The organism is Alteromonas sp. 4NH20-0056, assembly GCF_057539655.1.
In genome coordinates this window covers 324,418-348,520 of the sequence record NZ_BAAJLS010000004.1, presented here as the reverse complement: position 1 = coordinate 348,520, position 24,103 = coordinate 324,418, and the positions used below count along the sequence as shown (strand labels likewise).

The following is a 24,103-nucleotide window of genomic DNA, read 5'->3' as shown; positions in this document are numbered from 1 at the left end:
GTATCCGCTACTACGGCTGGTAGTACGTTGCTGCACCAGGACCAACCGGCATACCAAGCAAAAATACCCAGATATAGAACAAGATAGTCCAACCCACGATGAACACCATTGAATACGGCAACATCATCGCAATCAACGTGCCCATCCCAAGGTCTTTCTTGTAACGCGCTGCCATGGCCAGAATCAAGCCAAAGTAGCTCATCATAGGCGCGATGACATTCGTCACAGAGTCTCCGATTCGATAAGCCGCCTGAATAACTTCAGGAGAATAACCAATCAACATGAGCATCGGTACAAAAATAGGCGCAGTTACTGCCCATTGCGCAGATGCGCTGCCTAGCGATAAATTAACAATCCCGCACATCAGTATGAAGAGTATAAATACCGATGGTCCGTCTAGTCCGACAGCCTGTAGAAGCGCGGCCCCTTTTACGGCAAGTACGGTACCTAAATTGGTCCATTTAAAGAACGCTACAAACTGAGCGGCAAAAAATACGAGAGTTATGTAAAGGCCCATCGCGCCCATACTTTTCGACATGGCATCTATCACATCACGGTCACTTTTCATTGACCCTGTGACTTTTCCGTATACAAAGCCCGGCACAGCAAACGTTATAAAAATAAACGCAACAATACCTTTTAGAAACGGAGAACCTGCAACGGCACCCGTTTCTGGGTGACGTAAAATACCGTTTTCAGGCACAATAGTAATGGCTAATATTGCGCAGACTACAACGAATGATATGCCCGCCCAACGCAAGCCTTTCTTTTCAATGGCGGTAGGTGCGTCCATCGATTGCTTACCAAGGTCGATTGATGCTTCTGATTCATCGAACTTACCCAATCGAGGCTCAACCACTTTTTCAGTGACGATAGTGCCCATCGTGGCGACGACAAATGTACTGATGAACATGAAATACCAGTTAACTTCTGGGCCGACGACATAATCAGGGTCAATCATATGCGCTGCAGCTTCGGTAATACCTGAAAGTAACGGGTCTACCGTTCCAAGCAATAAGTTTGCACTGTACCCAGCTGACACGCCCGCAAAAGCGGCAGCAAGACCGGCGAGCGGGTGTCTACCCAAAGAATGGAAAATCATTGCGGCGAGCGGAATAAGTACTACATAACCAAGCTCTGACGCGGTGTTCGAAATAATACCTGCGAATACCACCGCAAACGTAACGGCACGCTTAGAGGCATTCATAACAAGTGCACGCATTGCCGCAGATAATAAGCCTGAGTGCTCTGCAACAGACACACCTAGTAATGCCACTAGCACCGTACCTAACGGCGCAAAACCAGTAAAGTTTGTTACTAGCCCAGTCACAATACGCTGCAGCCCTTCGGCACTCATGAGTGAAATAACTTCAATCATGCCATCAGCATCTCTCCCTTTTGCCCCTTCAGGGCGTGGGTCTGCAACAGCAATATCAAAGTAACCAAGAATACCGCTTAGAATGACAATAAATAGTGAAAGTAACGCAAATAACGTTACGGGGTGTGGAAGTAAATTACCCAACCATTCTACTGTCGCGAGAAATCGCGAGAATAAACCACCCTGTCCACGATTTTCACTCGCAGACTGCCTTTTAGTATTTTCCGAAGCCAAAAAAAATCCCTCTGTCGTTTTACATTCTTTACTACTAAGTAGGTGGGAACACTACATAATCAATCAGTAAAGATACGTCTTATTGTTTTAATAATTATCGGCGTTAGTTTACCCGATTTGGGTCAACTTTGGCACTGTCCAACGTAAATCCATGACACCCAGCCCGAGCTTAAGTGTAAAAAATGACAAAAAAAAGCCAGCCCGAAGGCTGGCTTTATCTGTTTTTTGAAGACTAGTTACCAGTCGATTTATTCATGTAGCGGAAGAAATCGCTATCAGGTGCAACAACAAGTACGTCTTGTTTACTACTAAAGCTTTTCTTATACGCATCCATACTACGAAGAAAGCTGTAAAACTCTGGGCTTTGTGAATATACATCAGCGTATATCTGAGCAGCGAGTGCATCACCTTCACCACGTAGTTGACGCGCATTACGCTCAGCATCAGCAAGCATTACCGTTACTTTCGCGTCAATGTTTGCGCGAATAACTTCAGCTTGCTCTTGACCTTCTGAGCGGTGCTCTCTTGCTACCGCAGCACGTTCTGCACGCATACGTTGGAATATAGAGTTACTCACTTCCGTTGGCAGGTTAATTTGCTTAACACGCACATCAACAATCTCTATGCCTAGCTCGTCTGATGACGTAGAGGCTTGCTCCATCGCTTGATTCATCAGTGCAGATCGTTCACCCGACACGATTTGAGCGATAGTGCGCGTACCAAATTCAGAACGTAAACCATTATTCACTTTCTGCTTTAATAGCGCTTCAGCTTGAAGTTTATTACCACCAGTCGATAGATAATAGCGAGCGAAATCATCGATTTTCCATTTCACATAAGAGTCAACGATTAAGTCTTTTTTCTCGCTAGTAACGAAGCGATCTGGTGTGCCGTCTAATGTTTGAATTCGTGCGTCTAAGTGACGAACTGAATCAATAAATGGCAGTTTATAATGCAAACCTGGCGTAAATACTTTCGTATCACCGGTTGCATCATCTCTTTGAATTTTACCAAATTGGATCACTATCGCGCGCTCGCCCTCTTTCACCACAAACAGTGAACCAGAAGCAAGAACAACCAGCAAAACCAATACTGCAATGCCTAAATTTTTCATACTACCTATCTCCCCTCTCTCGAGCTACCGCCGCGTAAACCTGATGTAGGTGACGAATTGCGACTATTCGCGCCTTCATCCACTACCGGACGCTGCAGACCTTCAAGGGTGCTTCTTGAACTTGGTTGCGATGAACCTTGTTGGCGCTCCATGATCTTGTCTAAAGGTAGATACATCATGTTGTTACCGCCTTTACTGTCGACTAGGATCTTACTCGTACTGCTTAGTACTTCTTCCATTGTCTCCAAGTAAATACGTTCACGCGTTACTTCTGGTGCGCGAACATATTGAGGTAGCAACTCTTCAAAACGAGAAACTTCACCCTGCGCTTCAAGTGTTACTCGCTCTTTATAGGCCTGTGCTTCTTCGTTCATACGATTAACCTGACCACGTGCTCGTGGCTCAATTTCACGTGCATACGCTTCAGCTTCTCGAATAAAACGCTGTTCATCTTCCTGAGCAGATATCGCATCATCAAATGCGTCTTTAACCTGCTCTGGGGGGCGAGCGTCTCTGAAGTTCATATCGATAATCGATACGCCCATGTTATAGGGTTCGATAATAGATTGAAGCTCTTCCCATACGCGCTGACGGGTTAGTTCACGACCGTCAGTTAACACGTCATCCATGGCAGAGTGACCAACAACATAACGAATTGCGCTGTCGAGTGACTGGCTTAAACTCATTTCAGGGTTTTCAACCGCGTAAATCCAGCGGAATGGGTCAACAACACGAAATTGCATTTCCATTTGAACGCTAACCACGTTTTCATCTTCAGTAAGCATTGAGCCTGATGAAGACTGGTCTCTAATAGACTGAACATCTACCGGCATTACTGTGTCAATAAATGTCGGCGCCCAACGTAGGCCTGGTTCAACTTGTTCATGGTATTCACCGAAACGTAACACCACGCCACGCTCAGCTTCACGAATCGTGTAAAAGCCACTGATAAACCAGATAACAACGAGAAGGCCAACCAAAATACCTGCACCAATGCCGCCCAAGCTCTTGCCTGAGCCACCATTACCGCCGCCTGATTTGCCAAATTTGCCAAACAGGTTTTTAAATACATCGTCTAAATCAGGTGGGCCTTGGTCTTTCCCACCGCGATTTTTCCACGGGTCGTTTTTATTTCCACCCGGCTCATTCCAAGCCATGCTGATACTCCATAAATTATAATATTGTTATTAAGTACTCATGTGTCACTTTACTTAGTGACGCACAACATATTCTGATAATCCGTGCTCTAGTCGTTTTTCTAGCCTGTTCCAATCGGCCGTTTGCATTCTAACGTCAACTAACCAATCGCCTTGACTGTCATACTCTTCGCTGGCGATACAATTCAATTCGTACAATACCCCTCGCAATTGACTCTGTGCTGGGGGAATACGCAATGTATAGTTCACCATGCTTTTAGCCAAGCACTCGGTAAGCGCTTGACCTAATAGTTCCGTACCTTGGCCAGTTCGTGCTGACAACCACACTCTTATTGGAATGCCGTCTTCGTTTCTCTCTATACGCGGCTCTACGTCTTCAAGTTTATCAATCTTATTACATATAAGTAATTGTTGAATGTCGTCAGCATCAATCTCTTCAAGTACAGCGTTAACTTCATCCATCGTTTCACGATAATTAACATCAGCAATGTCGACAACATGCAGTAACAAGTCAGCTTCTTGCGTTTCTTGTAGCGTTGCTTTAAACGCGGCAACCAAATCATGTGGTAAATGACGAATGAATCCGACCGTGTCAGCCAGTATTGCAGGCCCCACATCTTGAAGCTCAATTTTTCGTAACGTAGGATCTAACGTTGCGAATAGCTGATCGGCTGCATAAACATGCGAATCGGTTATCGTATTGAAAAGGGTAGACTTACCCGCGTTTGTATATCCTACCAAGGACACCGTAGGAATCTCAGCACGTTTTCTCGAGCGCCGTCCCTGCTCTCGTTGCTTTTGTACCTTCTCTAAGCGACGCAAAATGGCTTTAATGCGCCCTCGAAGCAAACGTCTGTCCGTCTCTAGCTGTGTTTCACCAGGTCCACGCAGCCCGATCCCGCCTTTTTGGCGTTCAAGGTGAGTCCAGCCTCGAATGAGGCGTGTAGAAATATGGCGCAGCTGCGCTAATTCTACTTGTAGTTTACCTTCGTGCGTTCTGGCTCGTTGAGCAAAGATATCCAAAATGAGTCCGGTGCGATCGAGTACACGACACTTGCACACCGCCTCAAGATTACGTTCCTGTGACGGCGATAATGAGTGATTAAAAATCACCACATTCGCATTGTGTGCACTAACGGCCGCAGCAATTTCTTCAACTTTGCCTGAACCGACAAAAAACTTGGCATGAGGCGCGCTTCGTGACGTCGTTAAAACCTCGACGGCATCTACCCCTGCAGAAGACACTAGCAATTCTAGTTCAGCGAGATCTTCCTTACTGTTTTCATCGGTAAAATTAACATGAACAAGTACAGCCTGTTCACCGGCTTCATAACGGTCAAACAAGCGCGTTACCTTCTAATTTATTCAGCTTTAGTATTGTCAGAATCTCCTGTTGCGCTTGGCATTGTGATTGCGCGCGCGGGTACAACGGTTGAAATAGCGTGCTTATACACCATCTGGCTCACTGTATTTTTGAGTAAAATCACGAACTGATCGAAAGACTCAACTTGTCCCTGTAATTTAATGCCATTAACCAGATATATTGATACTGGAATACGCTCCTTGCGCAGTGCATTTAAAAATGGGTCTTGTAAAGATTGCCCTTTAGCCATTTGATATCCTTAGTTTTTATTATTAATGCTGCGCAATGCAGCTATTGCACGTCTAATGTATATCACACTCAACACTTCAAAGTGTGACTTTTGCTGTAATTTTAGTCAAATTATCATTACAAAATGTGTCAAGCCACGTGACCTCGTTCCAACCTCTCAACCACGTCAGTTGTCGCTTGGCTAATTGTCTTGTGGCGATGATACCTCTTTCTCTCATTTCTGGATATGAAAGCTGTCCATCCAAGTACTGCCACATTTGTCGATAACCTACTGAACGAATAGACGGTAAATCTTCATTTAGATCACCTCTTTCGAATAGATTTTTTACTTCGTTCTCGAAACCTTGCTCGAGCATAATATCGAACCGCTGTTCAATACGTTTATGTAACTTGGCGCGGTCATCTGGCGCTATCGCAAATTGGGTAATGTCGTAAGGACATTCGAACCCTTTAACACCTTGCCAGTGCGTTAGTGTCTTACCGGTACTTCGATATACTTCAAGCGCTCTCGTTATCCGTTGTGGGTCGTTAGGGTGAATTCTTTCACCACTCACACGATCGACGTTGAGCAACTGTGTGTGTAACGCCTCCCAACCTCTGGCTTTTGCTTCTTCATTTATATCGCGTCGGATATTCTCATCAGACTTAGGTAGTGCCGAAATTCCATTTATCAAGGCATTAAAGTACATCATTGTACCGCCAACCAACACGGGCACCTTATTTCTAGCATGAATATCGCCAATAAGAGCTGTGGTATCAGTACAAAATTGCGCCACGGAATAGCTGTCGGTTGGCTCAATAATATCAATGAGGTGGTGTGGAACCTTATTTAACTCTTCACGAGTCGGTTTTGCCGTTCCAATATCCATACCTTTGTAAACGAGTGCAGAATCGACACTTATTATTTCACAGTCCGCCATATCGGATAACGCTAAAGCAAGTCCTGTCTTACCAGAAGCCGTGGGACCCATTATTGCGATTACTGGCTTTGCAGCTTCTGTGCCACTACCTATCATTTGTGCCCCAAAATTCAGACAAGGCGTCGATGGAGCGCACTCTAGCAAATTGCTCTACATATTCCCATTGTTTAACTTCAGATTGCTGATCCAACCAGTGCCAGATGTGAGCAGATAGGTTCTCGTCTACATCACATTTGGCAACATTGAGGTTAGTCAGCATGCTGTCATCGTCACATTCTGTTTCAAGTAATAGCTTCTCAAACCATTTTACCCACGGAAGATGGCGGGTTCCGGCAGGAACTTGCTGCAAACGGATTTTCCCCGCTACTTTGTTTATGACAAAGTTATGTTCTGTCAGCTTTTCAATACGCTTATCTGACACGTTATCAATTGAAATCGCGACTGGCATTAATAAGGGTTGCGCATTCTCTGCATTTAAAAATAGGTTGTTTAACCATGATCCCGCAAGTTTTGAAGCGCAAAGTAGAAAAATACTTTCGTCTTTTTTATATAGCCTCAGTAACGACGACAGACTAAAAAAAGAAGATTCAATATCGCTGGCTCGATATTTATCGTTACCAGTGTCGGCATTTGGCGTCATCAGTGCGGTAAAATTGGCGTTATAAGCACCGCTTGGTGATGTCGATTGGGTATGATAAGCGCCCGTCGACGAGCGCGCAGAACGCGTTGGCGATGATGACGCGGGCGCTGGCGTTAGCGGTCTAATATAATCATGCGTGGCGGGTGACGCGTCAAATACACTGTAAGAGTTTGCCCCTTCAGGGGTGGCATCACTCGGCGCCGTGGTAATATCGCTCAACGCGTCGCATACTGTCTTACATATAAAGTCGTGCACCAATCGGCTCTGCTGAAAACGTACTTCATGTTTTGCTGGATGCACATTAACGTCTACATCTTTCGGGTTTATCGTTAAATAAACAACAAACGCAGGCTGTTCTACGACGCCCCACACACTTTCATAAGCCTGCCGGATAGCATGCATAATTAACTTATCTCGCATACCACGGCCATTAACAAAACTAAATTGACAGTCGTTACTACTGCGAAGCATCACCTCATTGCCTAACCAGGCGTCAATCGTTATACCATCGTAGAGGGTGTTAACATGAATCGCGTTATCGACAAACTTCTGCCCTAATACGCCCGATATCCTCGCCGTCATCGACCCGTTTTTATCAGCAATAAAACGCTTTACTATCTTGTCGTTATGCTTCAAGACAAAAGATGTTTTAGGGTGGCTCAATGCAATTCGCTTGATAACCTCTTCGATATGTTGAAATTCAGTCTTTTCTGTCCGAAGGAATTTTCGCCGCGCAGGGGTATTATAAAATAGATCGGCAACATCAATAGTTGTGCCTATCGGGTGCGCAGCGGGTTTCACGCTTACTGCCATTTCACGGCCTTCACAATAGGCCTGCCAAGCCTCTTTTTGCTCTGGTGTGCGAGACGTTAACGTTAAGCGGCTAACAGAACTAATACTTGCTAATGCTTCTCCGCGAAAGCCAAGAGACAGAATTTGTTCTAAATCATCTAAGGTCGTTATTTTACTGGTCGCATGGCGACTTAATGCAAGCGTCAGCTCGTCTTTGGCAATACCACTGCCGTCATCTTTGATTCGAATTCGTTTGTGGCCGCCTTTCTCAATATCGACTTCGATGCGAGTTGCCCCTGCATCTAAGCTATTCTCAACAAGCTCTTTGACGACAGACGCGGGGCGTTCAACCACTTCACCGGCAGCGATTTGGTTAGCTAATTGAGGGGATAATAGTTGTATAGGCAATGGGTAACCCTGCTAGATAGTTATTTTATCGAAGGTGGGCTGATTATATATTAGGAATAGTCAGTACTTGCCCGATTCGAACGACGTCATTATTTAGGTTATTGGCTGCTTTTATGCTACTTATTTTTACGTTGTAGCGCTGTGCAAGTATTGATAACGACTCGCCGCTTCGTACTTTATGGGTACGATTTTTCGCTTTCTCAGATGCCCATAATGTACCATCTGGTGGCACCTGTTTAAAATAGCGTTTAGCAGCGTTGAACATCGCCTTTGCCAAACGCTCTCGATATTTGGTCCAATTTAGGTTTTTTTCTTCTTGGGGGTTCGAGATAAACCCAACCTCAACCAAAATAGACGGGATATCGGGCGACGTTAATACTGCTAAGCTCGCCGCTTGAGGGGCCTTTTTATGCAGTTTCGTCACTCCTTTTAACTCTTGGATAACTTTGTTCCCTAAATCATGGCTGGTCGCCATGCTGTGATCCATTGACAGACCAAGGATCGTTTCCGCTAAATATCGCTCACTGGATTTGTCACTAATGACTTCCGCGGCCCCACCAAGAAGCTCGGAATGACGTTCTGTTCTTTCCATCCAGCGCCCTAGCTCGGTATCAGCTCTGCGCATCGACAGTACCCACACTGAGCCGCCTCGTGGTTCAGGTTGCGTAAAGGCATCAGCGTGAATAGAAATAAGTAAATCGGCTTTTTGTTGACGGGCAAGCTCGGGGCGTTTATTGGGCGAAATATAGTAGTCTCCGCTGCGCGTCATAAATGCTTTCATGCCGCGCTCGGCATTCACCATGGCTTCGAGTTTTTTGGCAATACTTAATGTAATGTGTTTTTCATACGTGCCCGCTGGACCAATAGAGCCTGGGTCATTTCCCCCATGTCCGGCATCGATAGCAACAATAATATCTCTATCTCTTGTGCTCGTAGTCTCGTCCATCACCACACTTGCTGGTGCAATCTTTGGTTCGCTATCGGCTAAATCAATGACCAGTCTGTGACCAAATGATGCTTCAGGTGTCATGGCAAAAAGCGTTGGTTCGGCGTTACGATTAAGTTCGATAACTATACGTGCAGAGTGTTTATTTTTAGGGGTCGAATAGCGAATTTTTTTTATTAAATCGCCGCTATTCTCAATATTAGAAAGGCTTAGTTTGTTGTCTGTAGCAGCAAGATCGATAACCAGTCTTTCAGGTTTTTTAAGATTAAAGTATGTAAAATCAGGCGCGCTACGCATGTCTAACACTACACGCGTATTATCGGGTGAGGGCCAAATCCTCACGCTTTCTAGTCTATTTTGTGCCGCTGACACGCTGTGTATCGCGAAACACAAAAAAAACATCAAAATTACTTTGCGCACCATAATTCGCCTATCTTAGGGCCTTATCTATTACCTGCATGCAGGCTTATTATCATTATATTGCATAAATAGCTTACTACAGTCGCTTACACTGTTGTAGTAGTCTTGCACCTTTTGCACTTCTGGCAGTAACGGTAAATGTGCGACCAGATGGCGTAATAGCAATATCAATCACAATATCCGGAGCTGCTAATAACTCTCCCCCTTTCTCCGACCATTCAATGAGGGCAATAGTGTTATCACCGAAATAATCTCTAATGCCCATAAATTCAAGCTCTTCTGGGTCGGCGAGACGATACAAATCGAAGTGATAAATAGAGACATCTTCTAGCTCGTAAGGTTCAACTAGAGTATAGGTTGGGCTTTTCACGCTACCTTGATGACCAAATGATTGGATGAAAAAACGACTGAATGTTGTTTTTCCTGCCCCTAGGTCACCATCGAGATAAATAACAGCATTAGACGATTCAGCCGTTTTTACGGCTTGCGCCAAGTCTTGAGCGAGCAAAGCGGTGTCGTCTTGCTGCGCTGCAAAAAATGAAGCCTGCGGATATGACATGTATTGTGTTCCATCATCGAAGTTAAACGAAAAACGACGTTGAATGCTGTTGTAGACTACTGATTTATCAGCGCTCTCACCGCATCAAACAAATCGCTGGCTATCATACCACGCTGGCCGTAGGTCTGGGCAATATCATCTCCCGCTTTTGCATGCAGCGTAACGCCGTATTTGGCAGCAATATCAACCGTTAAGCCTTGCGCAAGTAAAGCTCCTAAAATGCCACTGAGCACGTCGCCACTACCCGCGGTTGCCATGCCAGGATTGCCATGACGACACACCCAGGTTTTACGTTCGTTATCTATGAGTGTTCCTGCGCCTTTTAACACACACACCGCATGATAACGCTGCGCGCACTGACGAGCATAATTAAATCGGTCGCCTTCCACGTCATCGATAGATACACCAAGCAATCTCGCGGCTTCACCCGCGTGTGGTGTAAGAATGCTGTTTTCTATGGTAAAAGCGGTTGATTGTTTACATAGTAAATTAAGTGCATCGGCATCAATAACCATAGGTTTGTTATGCTGCTGGCAATACTTCATCGTAAGCTGAAAGGTCTCCTCAGCCCATTCATCTTGGCCTAATCCTGGCCCTATTACTACGCAAGTTGCCCAATCGAGCGCGGCAGCCAAATCGGTATCGGACACCATAAGTTCAGGCCTTCCTGCACTCACTTGTACAACCGAATTGGTATGCGTAAAAATCCGAACCATACCGGCTCCGCTTCTTAGTGCGGCCTCACCAGCAAGCCTTATTGCACCAGCAGTGCCTCGATTTCCTCCGACACAAAGTAATCGCCCATAGGTGCCTTTGTGACTGTGGATGTCCCGTGGCCCCATGCCTTTAAAATGTTCGATATTCAGCATCGTTGCGCAGGCACGTGCCAGCGATTGAAACGCTTTACCGATACCTAAGTCGGCATATACCAGCTTGCCGCACGATTGCTTACCCGCTCCGGTAACCAGCCCAGGCTTAATGCCAACGAATGTTACCGTTACATCGGCTTGTACACAGCGCCCTAAACTTTGCCCGGTATTAGCATCGAGCCCTGAGGGGACATCAACACTGACAATAGGCGTTGTTGATGCATTGATAGCATCAATAATATGGGCGAATTCATTTCTTATATAACTATTGATACCCGTGCCAAGAAGCGCATCTATTACAACGTCCGCTTTTTCAAGTAATGCGCTATCAAATGCTCTAATCTTTCCGCCTAAATCTATCCATCGAGATTGTGCAGTACCAGCATCGCCCTCTAAAACTCGTTCTGGCTGCACCGCGCAAACATAAACTTGTTTGCCCGCCAGCTTTGCATTAATCGCTGCTACATAGCCATCACCTGCATTATTCCCTTGCCCTACAACAATTAAATACACATCAGAATTGGGGAGGCGCTCTTGGCATTGCTCGAACACAATGTCGCCAGCTCGCTGCATCAGTGTAAACATGTCACAACCTGACTGTTCAGCGGCTTTAGCTTCGTTTTCTCTTACTTGGTCGGCTCTGAAAAGTTTGTATGATAAACTTGAGGTGAGTTGAGTATCTAGCATAAGCGCATGTCCACAATAAATTCTATCGACTTAGTTGAATTAACAAACAATATCAAGGCTTGGGGTTATTCGCTAGGCTTTCAGCAAGTTGGTATCAGCGATATTGATCTGCATCAGCATGAGGCCCATCTTCAAGCATGGCTGGAGAACGGATTTAACGGTGACATGCACTACATGGAAAGTCATGGTATGAAGCGTGCTCGTCCTGCCGAACTGGTACCTGGAACATTGCGGGTAATCAGCGTGCGCATGAACTATCTTCCACCCGATGCGTCCTTTGCTCAACATCTATCAACCCCGGATATTGGCTATGTTAGCCGATATGCCCTTGGCAGAGACTACCACAAGGTAATTCGAAAACGCCTTAAGCAACTGGGTGAAAAAATTACTCAAGCGTTATGTTCCACATCATACCGCCCATTTGTTGACTCTGCGCCCGTATTAGAACATGCCATCGCAGAAAAAGCAGGGCTAGGTTGGACAGGCAAACACAGCCTCACCATTAATAAAGAAGCTGGGTCGTGGTTTTTTTTAGGCGAACTTTTCATTAATTTACCCCTTCCTGTTGACGCCCCCGTTGAAGAAGGATGCGGGAGCTGTACCGCATGCCTTACTATTTGCCCAACCAATGCTATCGTCGCCCCCTATACGGTAGACGCAAGACGGTGTATTTCTTATCTCACGATTGAGTCTGACGAGGATATTCCCGAAGCATTACGCCCGTTAATGGGTAATAGGATTTACGGCTGCGATGACTGCCAGCTAATCTGCCCGTGGAACCGCTATGCAGATATTACTGAAGAAGAGGATTTTCACGCCCGAGACATTCTTCATGGTCAATCGCTAGTCACTCTATTTTCATGGTCAGAGACGGCATTTTTGCAAAACACCGAAGGCTCGCCAATACGCAGAATAGGCTATGTAAAGTGGCTAAGAAATATTGCTGTTGCGATGGGAAACGCGCCCTACGACGAAGAAATAGTTGACGTACTCAATCTTAAAAAAGGGAAGGTGAACGAGCAGGTAGACCGTCATATTGAATGGGCATTGACACAACAACAAAAAGCAAACGTTAAGGCGCCCACAGCGAGCAGAAAACAAGAACGGTTTATTCGTGCTATTGAGAAAGGTTTACCTAGAGACGCTTAAGAAGTAGGTGCGTTTGAGGTATCGCCCTTCGCAAGCCTTGAGGTAGGCTTAATTACCTTAAGCTGAGTTGTGTTAGTTGCTTTCTCTCGCTCTAACTCTCTATGCAATTCAGCCTTCTGTGCACTCGCGCTGTTAAGTTTATTATTGTAATAGCGGTATTGATCAGCGGCGATAGCAATGAATACTATCAACGCCGCAATAAAGGCTAACTGACCTTTTTTCTTCAATCTAAAGAACCTTTGCATCGTGAGCATTGCTTATTAAAGGTAATACACCCTTCACAAAGGCATGAAGGGTGCTCGTTACCTGTATTACTTGTGATATGGCGTGCTTAATTTATGCACCGCATTGACAAACACGCCTGCATTTTCAGGCGGTACATCCAAGTGGATACCATGACCAAGGTTAAACACATGTCCGCTGCCATTGCCGTAGCCCTCTAGAATGGTACCGACTTCTTGTTCTATACGTTCAGGTGAAGCGTACAGCATAGACGGGTCCATATTTCCCTGCAGTGCCACTTTATCGCCAATACGTTTTCTTGCGTCAGCAATATCGATAGTCCAATCGAGTCCAACAGCATCACACCCTGTCGCCGCGATAGACTCAAGCCACATGCCACCATTTTTGGTAAACAAGGTTACAGGTACTTTGCGACCGTCACTCTCACGTGTGAGACCATCAACGATTCGCGCCATATATTGTAGCGAGAACTCTTTATAATCACGTGGCGACAGTACTCCGCCCCATGTATCAAAAATCATAACCGACTGTGCACCGGCAGCGATTTGGGCGTTAAGATATTCGGTCACTGAGTCAGCGAGTTTTTCAAGTAATGCATGCAAAATTGCCGGCTCAGCAAAAGCCATTTTCTTAATCTTAGTAAATGCCTTACTTGAACCACCTTCAATCATATAGGTTGCAAGTGTCCAAGGGCTTCCAGAGAAACCAATTAATGGTACCTCACCTTTTAATTCTCTACGGATAGTACGCACCGCGTTCATCACATACTGAAGCTCGCCTTCAGGATCAGGCAACCCTATTTTATCCACATCTGCTTTACAGGTAATGGGGTTTTTGAAACGAGGGCCTTCTCCCGTCTCGAAATAAAGCCCTAAGCCCATTGCATCAGGGATAGTAAGTATGTCTGAAAAAAGTATTGCTGCGTCTAGGGGAAAACGACGTAACGGCTGCAATGTCACCTCACACGCTAATTCAGCGTTTTTACACAATGACATGAAATCGCCGGCTTCGGCTCGTGTAGCCTTGTATTCAGGAAGATAACGACCTGCTTGTCGCATCATCCATACAGGTGTCATATCAACCGGCTGTTTAAGCAAAGCACGTAAGTAACGGTCGTTCTTTAACGCGGGTTTATTAACACTATCATTATGTTGCGACATATATACACTCACCTAAATACAAAAATTTAATCGCGCGAATTATATCAGTATTCATCTGACAGTGGGTGAAAAAGCTGAGTAATAATTACTACATACGGTATAACGTAGAATTTTAAAGATGAACGCCACTTGTAAATAATTAAAAAAAAGAGGTTGCGCTCAAAATAAGGGTTTGCTATTACTATATACCGTAACAAGAAGAAGCCCGATAACGGGACCGTGCTAAACGAATTGAAGCCCTGCCTTGGCAGGGTTTTTTATTTGTCACTAATAAGAGACACGGTTCTCGCAATAAGTTGCCCTGCAATAGATACCTTAGGGGGGATAGTAGGAAGCGCATCAATATCGAACCACTGCGCATCATCTATTTCATTTTCCTGGCAGCGAATTTCACCACCATCATATTGCGCAATAAACCCGACCATCAAAGAATGTGGAAACGGCCAAGGCTGGCTGTCTACGTACTCAATATTTTTTACTTTAACGCCAACTTCTTCAAATACCTCTCGATGCACAGCCTCTTCTAGACTTTCTCCGCTTTCGACGAAACCTGCAAGCGTTGAATACATGTTGGCTTCTTTGTGCCTAACACCGCGGGCAAGTAAAATACGTTCTTGGTCATGAATTGCAACAATGATACAAGGTGATACCCGAGGGTAACTACGATGGTTGCAGGTGTGACAATGTACTGCCATTTCCCAATTAATACGCTCTGTGGGTGAGCCACACTGACCGCAGTAACGATGGGTACGCAAAAAATGTACATATTGCCATGCCCTGCCTATGACCGTAAAAGCCATGTCTTGCTGAGAAAACAATAAATTACGTAATGGAATTGCCTCAAATTCATCGTGTTCTACAATTTCTGCGCCTAAATCAACAATAAACGTAGGGAGTGAGGATGGCGACGAATCGCCTAATGGTGGCAACTCGTAAATATCTTCTTTATATTCATCTAGAAAAGGAAAGGCCGTAAAGTTATCTTGCGGAACACGCGCTTCGCCAATTTTGACAATGACACGGCTTTTACTAAATATCACCCACGTACCAAGAGTGCGGATTACGTGGTCCTCATTACGCTTTATCATCATCTGTCTATACTCCCGAAACGGTCTGTGTGATAGGTTAACATATATAAAAAGTAACAAGTGCGCGTTATTTGTGTCATGTTACGTCGATGTTATACTGTACTTTCGCATACTAGCGCGATAAGCCGCTAAGGATATTAAATGTTACAGCAAGTAGAAAAAAGCACAGCCAAATGGGGCGGCAAAAGTAAAGCTGTAGATAATTGGTTGTTAGAAAGACAAGACTTGATAAAAGCCTACTGCAATTTAGCAGGCTTAAATGACCAAGGTGAATCGTTGCCTGAAGCAAATTCGATCACGACATTTTGTGAAATCTTAGTGGATTATCTCTCCGCTGGTCATTTTGAAGTTTTTGATATGCTTGTCGGAAACAACACACAAGCGCAACAACTACGCGAAAACTTAGAATCAGCGTTGGTAAAGACGACCGACGAGGCGTTGCTTTTTAACGACACGTTCGTTGATTCAGTTACTACAGAACAAGCAGCTAAGTTTGATAATGCGCTGGCTTCACTGGGTGAAACACTAGAAGAACGTTTTGCACTAGAAGACAGATTGATTGCATGTATGCACGAACATGCATAGCGCTCGAGCCTGCTGAAGGACAACAACGGTTACTTTAAATGAATAATGCTACGTTACTACACAAGGCTCGCGAGTACTGTGAAAAAAGAGGGGCAAGGTTTACCCCTCTCAGAGAGAAAGTATACGACATTCTGATTGAGAAGCATGGCCCGATGGGCGCCTATGAGCTTTTGGATGCGTTAAAAGAAACAGAGTCAGGGGCAAAACCCGCCACTGTCTATCGCGCGCTAGATTTTCTTCTCGATTTTGGTTTAATTCATCGACTAGAGTCTACCAATGCATTCGTTGCATGTTATCATTTCGGATGTCACCACCCTGTCCAGTTTCTAATATGCGATAGCTGTGGGGATGTGGCTGAAATACAGTCCGAAGGGCTTAAAGATACATTGAATAGCCAAGCAGAAGCACACGGATTTCGCGTGCTGAAACAAACAATAGAAGCACATGGACTTTGCGCTGATTGTCAACAAACGGAAGATACATCCATCAAGGAGCACTCACATGAATGCTGAATTCGTAAACCCGTTTATTTCAGGGCTGTTGAACGTTTTAGAGACCATGGCACAAACAAAATTGACGCCAGGCAAACCTAAACGTAAGCAAAGTGATATCGCAAAAGGCGACGTATCAGGCTTAATTGGTATGGTCGGTCCGGATGTACGCGGCTCGATGTCGATTACTTTCGACGAGTCACTCGCACTTACTATTATGGAAAGAATGGTAGGCGAACGTCCTGAGAAGCTAGACGCTGAAGTGGCTGACATGGTCGGCGAAGTAACCAATATGATTTGTGGTAACGCGAAGCGCGATTTGGCCGAACGAGGGTTTGAGTTTGGTATGGCGACACCTATTGTCGTATCGGGCCACCAACATTCTATTAGCCATCAAGTCGACGGTGCCAAAATAATTCTTCCATTCATGTGTGATGAGGGGCTGGCGCACTTGGAAATTTGCTTTGACAAATAGTGTGTGGCAGTCAGAAACCATTGTACTTCCCTCTTATTCTCGCGGTTTCCACATTATTACTGACAACGTTATCGAAGCGATGCCTATGCTCAATAGCATTGAGGTAGGTTTGCTTCATTTATGGCTTCAACACACAAGTGCAAGCCTAACTGTTAATGAAAATGCCGATCCTTCTGTGCGCCAAGATATGGAGTCATACTTCAATAATAGCGTAAAAGAAGACACGCCCTATTTTATACATACCTATGAAGGCAGTGACGATATGCCCGCGCATATCAAGTCAAGTTTGCTAGGATGCCAAATATCTTTGCCAATTCAGCAAGGGAAGCTTGCACTTGGCACGTGGCAGGGTATCATACTCGGTGAACACCGTAATAACGGTGGTCGACGTAAAATCATTGCCACATTACAAGGGACCGTTTCTTAGCCCATATAAAAAATGGCATTAAACGTGCTTATGATAACGGGTTAAGCACAAATCAGAATTATCAAAATAATCCGATAATCACTCAACGTTAAACAGGATGTGACTATGAAAAAACACTTTAAACTAGCAGCGCTATCCCTTGCTGTACTATCTACATCAGCATTTGCACAAGAAAGTGCTGAACCAGAATACAAACATTGGCTTGGCCTTTCAGGTATGTACTACAACACTGACGTATCTCGCCCTCTTAATCAAGGTGTGGCAGATGACGGCCGAGGCATTAGCTTCGAATACGGTTTTCGTTTTACCCAAACGTGGGCAGCGCGTGCCGAGTTTACTTCACTAGATTTAGACTACGTTGGCGGTAATAGCGATATTGGCGAAATGGTAGGTGTAGATGCACTATACTTCATGCCAAACGATGCATGGTACGTGTTTGGTGGTGTTAAGCGCCAAGCAGTATTTGAATCGACTACACTAGGTAACATTGGTATTGGTAAGCACTGGGATGTTGCTGATTCAGTTAGAATCGTAACTGAAATTGCTGCATATCATGACTTTGGCGAAGACTATAACGACTACAGCATTAAACTTGGTTTTGCTGTTCCTTTCGGTAAGAGTACGCCAGCAGCACCGAAAGACAGCGACAACGACGGCGTAGTTGATAGCCGCGATCAGTGTTCAATGACACCCGCAGGCGTTCGTGTTGATGCTACCGGTTGTAGTGTAGACAACGATAACGACGGCGTAATGAACAGCGTTGACCAGTGTCCAAACACACCTGCTGGCACTACAGTAGATGCTATGGGCTGTGCAATCAAAGACAGTGACAACGATGGCGTAGTAGATAGCAAAGATATGTGTGCTGATACTGCTGCTGGTGTAGAAGTTGACGCTAAAGGGTGTACAGTTTACGCAGAAGAGTCTGTAGAAATTACTCTACGTGTTCTTTTTGACAACGAAAGTGCGGTAGTGAAAGCGCCACGTGATCCAGAGATTTCTGAATTTGCGGCATTCATGAAAGAATACCCAAGCACAACAGCAATCATTGAAGGTCACACTTCAGCGCCAGGTGCAGCATCTTACAACATGGCTCTTTCTAAGCGCCGTGCGGCTGCTTTCAAAGACGTAATGGTTGATATGTACGGTATCGACGCAGGTCGTCTTGAAACTGAAGGTTTCGGTGAAACACAGCTGCTAGATACAGCTAAAAACGCTGAAGCGCATCGCGTAAACCGTCGCATTTCAGTGACAGTAAGCGGTACAGTAAAAGTTGCTGAAGAAAAGTAATAGTAACTAAAACGAAAAAAGGCGCCTAAGGCGCCTTTTTTATTATCTATATTTTTTACGTTACCCGTGAGCGCGACGTCTCATTTTAATAATCATCTGCTAGTGCTGGCCCAGCATAATTATCAAAACGCGAAAACTGACCTTGGAACGTAAGTCGTGAGGTACCAATCGGGCCATTACGCTGCTTCCCGATAATAATTTCTGCAATACCCTTATGCTCGCTGTTTTCATGGTAAACCTCATCACGGTATATAAACATAATTAAATCGGCGTCCTGCTCGATTGAACCTGATTCACGAAGGTCTGAGTTTACCGGACGTTTGTCAGCACGCTGCTCTAGTGTACGGTTTAGCTGCGACAATGCCACGACGGGTACTTCTAATTCTTTTGCTAGTGCTTTCAGTGATCGCGAGATTTCTGCAATTTCTAAGGTACGGTTATCACTTAACGAAGGGACGCGCATTAACTGAAGGTAATCAATCATGATAAGACTTATCCCGCCACGCTCTCTTGCAAGTTTTCGAGCACGACTTCGAACGTCCATGGGGGTCAAGCCTGACGAATCATCAACAAATAGGCTGTCTTTATCTTTCAGCATGGCCATTGTATTTGAAATTCTTGCCCAATCTTCGTCATCCAACTGAGCGGTACGGATCTTGGTTTGGTCAACCCGACTCAACGATGCCAGCATACGCATCATGATTTGTTCAGAAGGCATTTCTAAACTAAACACAAGTACCGGCTTTTCTTCAGCCATCATGGCGTTTTCAACCAGGTTCATTGCAAAGGTGGTTTTACCCATGGAAGGACGTGCCGCAACAATGATTAAATCTGAAGGTTGAAGGCCGCTGGTTTTCTTGTCTAAATCGGTGAAACCCGTGGTGACACCGGTAACTTCTTTATTCGTCTTTACCAGCGCTTCTAAGCGGTCTATCGTTTTGCCTAACACAGCCTCTACATTTCGAGGGCCTTCATTTTCTCCGGTTCGACGCTCAGCAATTTCGAATACTTTACTCTCGGCTAAGTCGAGTATATCGGCACTGTCACGACCTTCCGGGTTATATCCAACCTCAGCAATTTCATGGGCGACACCAATAAGTTCACGAGTAATAGCCCGTTCGCTAATAATCTGCGCGTAAGACACAACGTTGGCAGAACTAGGGGTATTTTTTGCAAGTTCCCCTAAATAAGCAAACCCGCCCGCATCATCTAGTTCGTCGTGTCGCTCTAATTCTTCTGAAACAGTAATAAGGTCGACCGGATTACTGTTGTTAAGTAATCGCGTTATCGCACGGTAAATAATTTGATGGGAACGATTATAAAAGTCGCTATCGGTAACGAGTTCGGCGACTTTATCCCAGCTTTCAGGGTCGATAAGCATGCTGCCAAGAACCGACTGCTCCGCTTCAATACTATGAGGAGGAACCTTCAATTTCTCTATCTTGTTATCGCCTTGCGAAGGGAACGCCACTACATTTACCTGTAAGATTGAAAAAACATTATCTTACCATTATGCGCTTTTGTGCGACACTGAACAACAAAGTATATCGATAATGATGCTCAGTTGTTTAATTAATCTCCTTTAAAAAGTACGCGTTTCTCTTACTCCTAACAAAGAGATTTAACGTGCTTTTTCAACCTTAAAAAAGGCATCGTCCGTTGAGATATAAGCAAAACTGTATGGCTGAAACAAGAATTCTGAGCCAAATTTAGGTGTGTGGTTGGCACATTCAAGGGTAACGTGTGTTATTGCCCCGTCATCGAACCCAAGCTTGCTACTCGGCATCGCAAAAGCAGTTTCAAATTGCTCTGTGTTTAGTGAGGTTACATGATAGATGGGTGAATCACAGTGCGCTTGATTGAGCTGTGCGTTACTTTGCGATAACTGAATAGAGCGCCCTAACAGCAAGGAACTATTGTTATCGATAGCGCTACCACCTTGCTGATAAGTGTCAGTGACTATCCATGTTCCCTCAAAATAAGCAGGCTCTTTTACCGCGCAACCTAGCGTAACCGCACTAAGGGTAATTGCTGCAGCTATTAGACCGTGAAAACGCCAGAAACGTTTTACGTGATGTACCACTTTCACCTATCTTCTCCTCGTTCATTATTTCTAACGTAGGACCGAACCGTATCGGTTTCACCGATGTAATTGCTACGCTAAAAATGATGCGAGTACCAACAATCTGTTTTGTATTTATTGTCAGTAGCCGCACCACATCTTAATAGGAAAATATGGCCTAATAGTTATTTTTCAAGCTAATAAATGAATTAACCTATTTATAAGACATTCATTTTTGGTCTAGCGCAATGCGGCCGTGAACGGTGGAGATATCAACGTTCCCTCGTCCTCCATTATTGGTAAAGCGCAACCAGCTGCTTGGCCCGTACTTTGGCTCTTTCACTTCGTCTTTGCTCAGTTTATTTATGATATCGCCGCCCGCATGCGCTTCAATATCAAATTGTGCAGACACGTCCTTTTGAAAATTGAAGTCCATCGCACCGCCCACCGAACTGGCTTTGACTGTGCCATTTTCATTCAGCACTAAATTTGCGTCTATACGGCCATTTACGGTAGTCACTCTAAGCATATCAATATGCGATAGCGCTAGCTCTATCCTGCCATTTACACTTTCAACCGATACGTCTGCGCTGGTTGTCTCCACCTTCATTCGCCCGTTTACCGACGCCACCGATATTGCTTCTTTTCCCTTATGCTGCAGTGCTATTTCACCATTGACGGTTTCCGCATTCACTCGACCTTCAACAGACGTTAGTGACAAATCGCCATTAACCGATTCAACATCAATATGCTGTGCTACATTATTAAGCGACACATCGCCGTTCACCACGTCGATATCGACACCATTTCGTACTCCATCAAGTCGAACATCTGCATTCACGGCGCTATAATCAACGTCGCTGTTTGCAGGGACATAAATAACCAACTCATCGCCTTCATTGTCTTTGCCCCACCAACCTTTTTTAGCCCGCTCTACTTCGACATGGATAACAACAACATCGCCCTGCTGTTCAAAGGTAAACTCTTCGGTACTGTCGCCTAATTCTCCCGTCACTTTTACTTGGGGTTTATCCCAAACACGGATATCAGCTTGACCATTTACATGTTGAATATCTATTTTAGGTGACGACGAAGTATCTAAGGTTTTATCAATTTTTTCGCCGCTATAAGCAGACGCTGAAAGTAAAAGTGTACTAGTGATAAGCGTATTTGAAAGCACGCGAATCGGACGTTTAAAGGTTGTAAATAACATAGTGTAGCCTCTTATATTTGTTGCCATTTGGGCGCGTGCACTCGCTCAATCAGGGCAATTTGCTGTTGATATACGTGATGAAGCATACGAATTAACGCCTTATTATTTGGGTCATTCTTTAACGCTAATTTTACTGCGCTTGCAGCCTCATCTAATTCGTTTAGTTGCGCTTGCCAATCTTCGGTAAGCGCTGGGGTACGTTCAAAACTGGTTAATAAACGGTTGACCTGCGTTTGCTGTTGCTGGCTCATCTTTTCAATAACCGCGTAATTCGTTGTTTCATTACTTACCGGTGTGAACACGGAAGGAATCGCAAACCAAAGTAGGGTAACGACGCAGACGCTTGCCGCGAGCGCGAGCCATTGCCTGTGTGATACAAAAGGTGTGATAACCTCTTTATTAGCGTCTTGGTGTTGCGCTTCAATACCCAGTTCGATGCCCCTCCATAAGTCCCGTTCAGGCTGCTTTGCAGATGGTAATGATGCAATACTTTCTTCTAGCTTCTGTTCAAATTTACTCATCGTCACACCCCATCCACATTTTTAGCAATTGCTTGGCGCGATGAAACTGCGCCTTGCTTGAACCAACCGCCATGTCTAGCATCGTGGCGATATCTTCATGGCGATAACCTTCTATAGCATGAAGTACAAACACCATTCGTGCGCGCTCTGGAAGTCTAAGCACCAGCGTCTCTAAATCCACGTCGGTAGTGCATACTTCAGAAGGTAGCGACATCGCGCTACTTGTCTCTAGTGCAAACATACGCTGCATCCAGTTACGTTGTTTACGCATATAAGACACTGTGATGTTGGCGGTAACGCTATGAAGCCACGTAGAAAACTTACTCTGACCTTGATAATTATTCAGTTTCTTCCAAAGCTGAATGAATACCTCTTGCGCTGCATCTTCTGCTAAACCTTTGTCGCCTGTAAGGCGGTAACACAGGCCATAGACATTGCCTATATGGTTATCGTAGAGAGATTTAAACGCTTCCTTGTCACCCGCTTTTGCAGCAGATATACAGCAGTCTTCATCACTCAAACCAAACACAGAAGCACGATGTACTGCGCGTTGTTGGATAGGTTCCATGTAATTTTCACCAGTACGTTGCCAGCCGTTTAATATTGTTTCGGCTTAACTATTTGTTAGTGTTAAAGTGTTAGTCGTACCCTATAGTAAAAAGGTTTAAATCCGTAAAACTTTTTAGGAGAAAATAAATGCTCACTCAGTTTACGGTTGATGCGCTTTTCGCTGGCAGTCCGGCGCCACTTGGCCCACGAGGCGCCAAAACCAGCATTGTAAAGACGCCGGTCAACGCCCTTACTGTTCATTCAACCCATACGGATGAAGATACACAAACCAACAAGCGCTTGCATGGTGGTCCAGAAAAAGTGCTGCATCAATATAGCCCGATAAACTATCTCACAATCAAGAAGCACTTCCCTGAGGGAGATTTTTTACCTGGTACAATTGGTGAAAACATTAGCGTTGATGGTATGGACGACACAACCGTATTCATTGGCGACATTTGGCAATTCGGTAATGTAGAATTGCAAGTTAGCGCGCCTCGCGCGCCCTGCAACAAAATCAATCAACGCTATAACATTGCTAATTTAGATCGCTTCGTCGGTGAGCGCGGTATAACAGGCTGGTATTATCGAGTATTAAAAACGGGCGTTATCAAGGTGGGAGATGACGTACGTTTACTTCATCGAGAAAACGACACGGTTAACATTCAAACGCTTATGCAATGTGCACATACTAAGACAGATAAAGCCCTGGCGAGCACACTGTCTCAGTTAGCCATCCTCGACGACGAGTGGCGTCAAAAGTGTGAAAAAATTAGCCGTCGTTAAAAAGGTGCAATAGCACATGAGCGATAAATACCGCCAAACGAGTGCGTTACGGCGACGTTTGGCGGTATTTTTATTATCAATATCACCTGCACTTACTCAGATGCACCTTTCCTAAAAACTCTTCAATACCCACTTCGTTTACGCCATTATTTTTTAAAACTGAGTATTCATCGATTTATTCACTAACTTACAGTAGGGCAACTGCCCTATGCGAGTATTTATGAATATCACTTAAATCGAATTCGCAATATAACTTAACTAAATGTTAACAACCTTTTTACATTACGCGCTTTTACGGTAGATTAGGTACTTATACGCATTCGTCCTT

At 44.7% G+C, this 24,103-nt stretch carries 25 protein-coding genes; 7 read left to right on the top strand and 18 right to left on the bottom strand.

All coding sequences use genetic code 11. The annotated features are described in order from the left end of the window. Window positions 1-10 precede the first annotated feature (10 nt). From AC27EZ_RS10180 to AC27EZ_RS10135, 10 genes are all read right to left on the bottom strand, one after another. Entirely contained in the window at window positions 11-1,612 is a 1,602-nt protein-coding gene (locus AC27EZ_RS10180; RefSeq protein ID WP_487135223.1) for an AbgT family transporter, read from the bottom strand. Window positions 1,613-1,844: 232 nt separating this feature from the next. After that, the gene (hflC, locus tag AC27EZ_RS10175; protein WP_487135222.1) at window positions 1,845-2,726 is read right to left on the bottom strand and encodes a protease modulator HflC; all 882 of its coding nucleotides are present in this window, start codon (window positions 2,724-2,726) and stop codon (window positions 1,845-1,847) included. Window positions 2,727-2,731: 5 nt separating this feature from the next. Continuing rightward, window positions 2,732-3,883, bottom strand: a complete 1,152-nt coding sequence (gene hflK, locus AC27EZ_RS10170) for an FtsH protease activity modulator HflK (RefSeq protein WP_487135221.1) — start codon at window positions 3,881-3,883, stop codon at window positions 2,732-2,734. 54 nt (window positions 3,884-3,937) lie between these two features. Continuing rightward, window positions 3,938-5,227, bottom strand: coding sequence for a ribosome rescue GTPase HflX (gene hflX / locus AC27EZ_RS10165; RefSeq protein ID WP_487135220.1), 1,290 nt, complete (start codon window positions 5,225-5,227; stop codon window positions 3,938-3,940). A gap of 17 nt (window positions 5,228-5,244) precedes the next feature. Beyond that, window positions 5,245-5,496: an RNA chaperone Hfq gene (gene hfq / locus AC27EZ_RS10160; RefSeq protein WP_487135219.1), complete on the bottom strand. Its 252-nt coding sequence runs from the start codon at window positions 5,494-5,496 to the stop codon at window positions 5,245-5,247. Window positions 5,497-5,572: 76 nt separating this feature from the next. Further along, window positions 5,573-6,511: a tRNA (adenosine(37)-N6)-dimethylallyltransferase MiaA gene (miaA, locus tag AC27EZ_RS10155; protein WP_487135218.1), complete on the bottom strand. Its 939-nt coding sequence runs from the start codon at window positions 6,509-6,511 to the stop codon at window positions 5,573-5,575. Further along, complete coding sequence (gene mutL / locus AC27EZ_RS10150; RefSeq protein ID WP_487135217.1) at window positions 6,501-8,255, bottom strand: DNA mismatch repair endonuclease MutL; 1,755 nt, start codon at window positions 8,253-8,255, stop codon at window positions 6,501-6,503. Before mutL ends, miaA begins: the two co-directional genes overlap by 11 nt. Window positions 8,256-8,298: 43 nt before the next feature. Continuing rightward, window positions 8,299-9,624, bottom strand: a complete 1,326-nt coding sequence (locus AC27EZ_RS10145) for an N-acetylmuramoyl-L-alanine amidase (protein ID WP_487135216.1) — start codon at window positions 9,622-9,624, stop codon at window positions 8,299-8,301. 73 nt (window positions 9,625-9,697) lie between these two features. Then, entirely contained in the window at window positions 9,698-10,180 is a 483-nt protein-coding gene (gene tsaE, locus AC27EZ_RS10140) for a tRNA (adenosine(37)-N6)-threonylcarbamoyltransferase complex ATPase subunit type 1 TsaE (RefSeq protein WP_487135215.1), read from the bottom strand. Between the two features lie 56 nt (window positions 10,181-10,236). Further along, the gene (locus AC27EZ_RS10135; protein WP_487135214.1) at window positions 10,237-11,736 is read right to left on the bottom strand and encodes an NAD(P)H-hydrate dehydratase; all 1,500 of its coding nucleotides are present in this window, start codon (window positions 11,734-11,736) and stop codon (window positions 10,237-10,239) included. A 6-nt stretch (window positions 11,737-11,742) separates the two neighbouring features. Here AC27EZ_RS10135 and queG point away from each other — a divergent pair, with 6 nt between their 5' ends. Next, window positions 11,743-12,885 carry a tRNA epoxyqueuosine(34) reductase QueG gene (gene queG / locus AC27EZ_RS10130; protein WP_487135213.1) on the top strand — a complete coding sequence of 381 codons (1,143 nt, stop codon included), beginning with the start codon at window positions 11,743-11,745 and terminating at the stop codon, window positions 12,883-12,885. On the opposite strand, the gene AC27EZ_RS10125 is transcribed toward queG, so the two are convergent. The 3 genes from AC27EZ_RS10125 to nudC all read right to left on the bottom strand — a co-directional run bounded on the left by AC27EZ_RS10125 (window position 12,882) and on the right by nudC (window position 15,379). Continuing rightward, entirely contained in the window at window positions 12,882-13,112 is a 231-nt protein-coding gene (locus AC27EZ_RS10125; protein WP_487135212.1) for a hypothetical protein, read from the bottom strand. The two genes, queG and AC27EZ_RS10125, sit on opposite strands and share 4 nt — an antisense overlap. Window positions 13,113-13,196: 84 nt before the next feature. Then, entirely contained in the window at window positions 13,197-14,288 is a 1,092-nt protein-coding gene (gene hemE, locus AC27EZ_RS10120; protein ID WP_487135211.1) for a uroporphyrinogen decarboxylase, read from the bottom strand. A 257-nt stretch (window positions 14,289-14,545) separates the two neighbouring features. Beyond that, on the bottom strand, window positions 14,546-15,379 hold the full coding sequence (gene nudC / locus AC27EZ_RS10115; protein WP_487135210.1) for an NAD(+) diphosphatase: 834 nt from the start codon (window positions 15,377-15,379) through the stop codon (window positions 14,546-14,548). 138 nt (window positions 15,380-15,517) lie between these two features. On the opposite strand from nudC, the gene rsd reads away from it, so the two are divergent. The 5 genes from rsd (at window position 15,518) to AC27EZ_RS10090 (ending at window position 18,644) form a co-directional block, all read left to right on the top strand. Continuing rightward, on the top strand, window positions 15,518-15,961 hold the full coding sequence (rsd, locus tag AC27EZ_RS10110; RefSeq protein ID WP_487135209.1) for a sigma D regulator: 444 nt from the start codon (window positions 15,518-15,520) through the stop codon (window positions 15,959-15,961). 38 nt (window positions 15,962-15,999) lie between these two features. Then, entirely contained in the window at window positions 16,000-16,473 is a 474-nt protein-coding gene (locus AC27EZ_RS10105) for a transcriptional repressor (RefSeq protein ID WP_421132758.1), read from the top strand. Next, entirely contained in the window at window positions 16,463-16,927 is a 465-nt protein-coding gene (locus AC27EZ_RS10100; protein WP_421132759.1) for a chemotaxis protein CheX, read from the top strand. Before AC27EZ_RS10105 ends, AC27EZ_RS10100 begins: the two co-directional genes overlap by 11 nt. Beyond that, on the top strand, window positions 16,917-17,354 hold the full coding sequence (locus tag AC27EZ_RS10095; RefSeq protein ID WP_487135208.1) for a secondary thiamine-phosphate synthase enzyme YjbQ: 438 nt from the start codon (window positions 16,917-16,919) through the stop codon (window positions 17,352-17,354). Before AC27EZ_RS10100 ends, AC27EZ_RS10095 begins: the two co-directional genes overlap by 11 nt. 105 nt (window positions 17,355-17,459) lie before the next feature. Further along, window positions 17,460-18,644, top strand: a complete 1,185-nt coding sequence (locus AC27EZ_RS10090) for an OmpA family protein (RefSeq protein ID WP_487135207.1) — start codon at window positions 17,460-17,462, stop codon at window positions 18,642-18,644. A gap of 85 nt (window positions 18,645-18,729) precedes the next feature. On the opposite strand, the gene dnaB is transcribed toward AC27EZ_RS10090, so the two are convergent. From dnaB to AC27EZ_RS10065, 5 genes are all read right to left on the bottom strand, one after another. Continuing rightward, window positions 18,730-20,115: a replicative DNA helicase gene (dnaB, locus tag AC27EZ_RS10085; protein ID WP_487135206.1), complete on the bottom strand. Its 1,386-nt coding sequence runs from the start codon at window positions 20,113-20,115 to the stop codon at window positions 18,730-18,732. 150 nt (window positions 20,116-20,265) lie between these two features. Next, window positions 20,266-20,733, bottom strand: coding sequence for a hypothetical protein (locus tag AC27EZ_RS10080; RefSeq protein ID WP_487135205.1), 468 nt, complete (start codon window positions 20,731-20,733; stop codon window positions 20,266-20,268). Between the two features lie 202 nt (window positions 20,734-20,935). After that, window positions 20,936-21,919: a DUF4097 family beta strand repeat-containing protein gene (locus tag AC27EZ_RS10075; protein WP_487135204.1), complete on the bottom strand. Its 984-nt coding sequence runs from the start codon at window positions 21,917-21,919 to the stop codon at window positions 20,936-20,938. 11 nt (window positions 21,920-21,930) lie between these two features. Continuing rightward, window positions 21,931-22,440 carry a hypothetical protein gene (locus AC27EZ_RS10070; protein ID WP_487135203.1) on the bottom strand — a complete coding sequence of 170 codons (510 nt, stop codon included), beginning with the start codon at window positions 22,438-22,440 and terminating at the stop codon, window positions 21,931-21,933. Further along, window positions 22,433-23,008: an RNA polymerase sigma factor gene (locus AC27EZ_RS10065; RefSeq protein WP_487135202.1), complete on the bottom strand. Its 576-nt coding sequence runs from the start codon at window positions 23,006-23,008 to the stop codon at window positions 22,433-22,435. The genes AC27EZ_RS10070 and AC27EZ_RS10065 overlap by 8 nt, the downstream gene beginning before the upstream one ends. Window positions 23,009-23,136: 128 nt before the next feature. Here AC27EZ_RS10065 and AC27EZ_RS10060 point away from each other — a divergent pair, with 128 nt between their 5' ends. Then, the gene (locus AC27EZ_RS10060; RefSeq protein ID WP_487135201.1) at window positions 23,137-23,775 is read left to right on the top strand and encodes an MOSC domain-containing protein; all 639 of its coding nucleotides are present in this window, start codon (window positions 23,137-23,139) and stop codon (window positions 23,773-23,775) included. Window positions 23,776-24,103 lie beyond the last annotated feature (328 nt).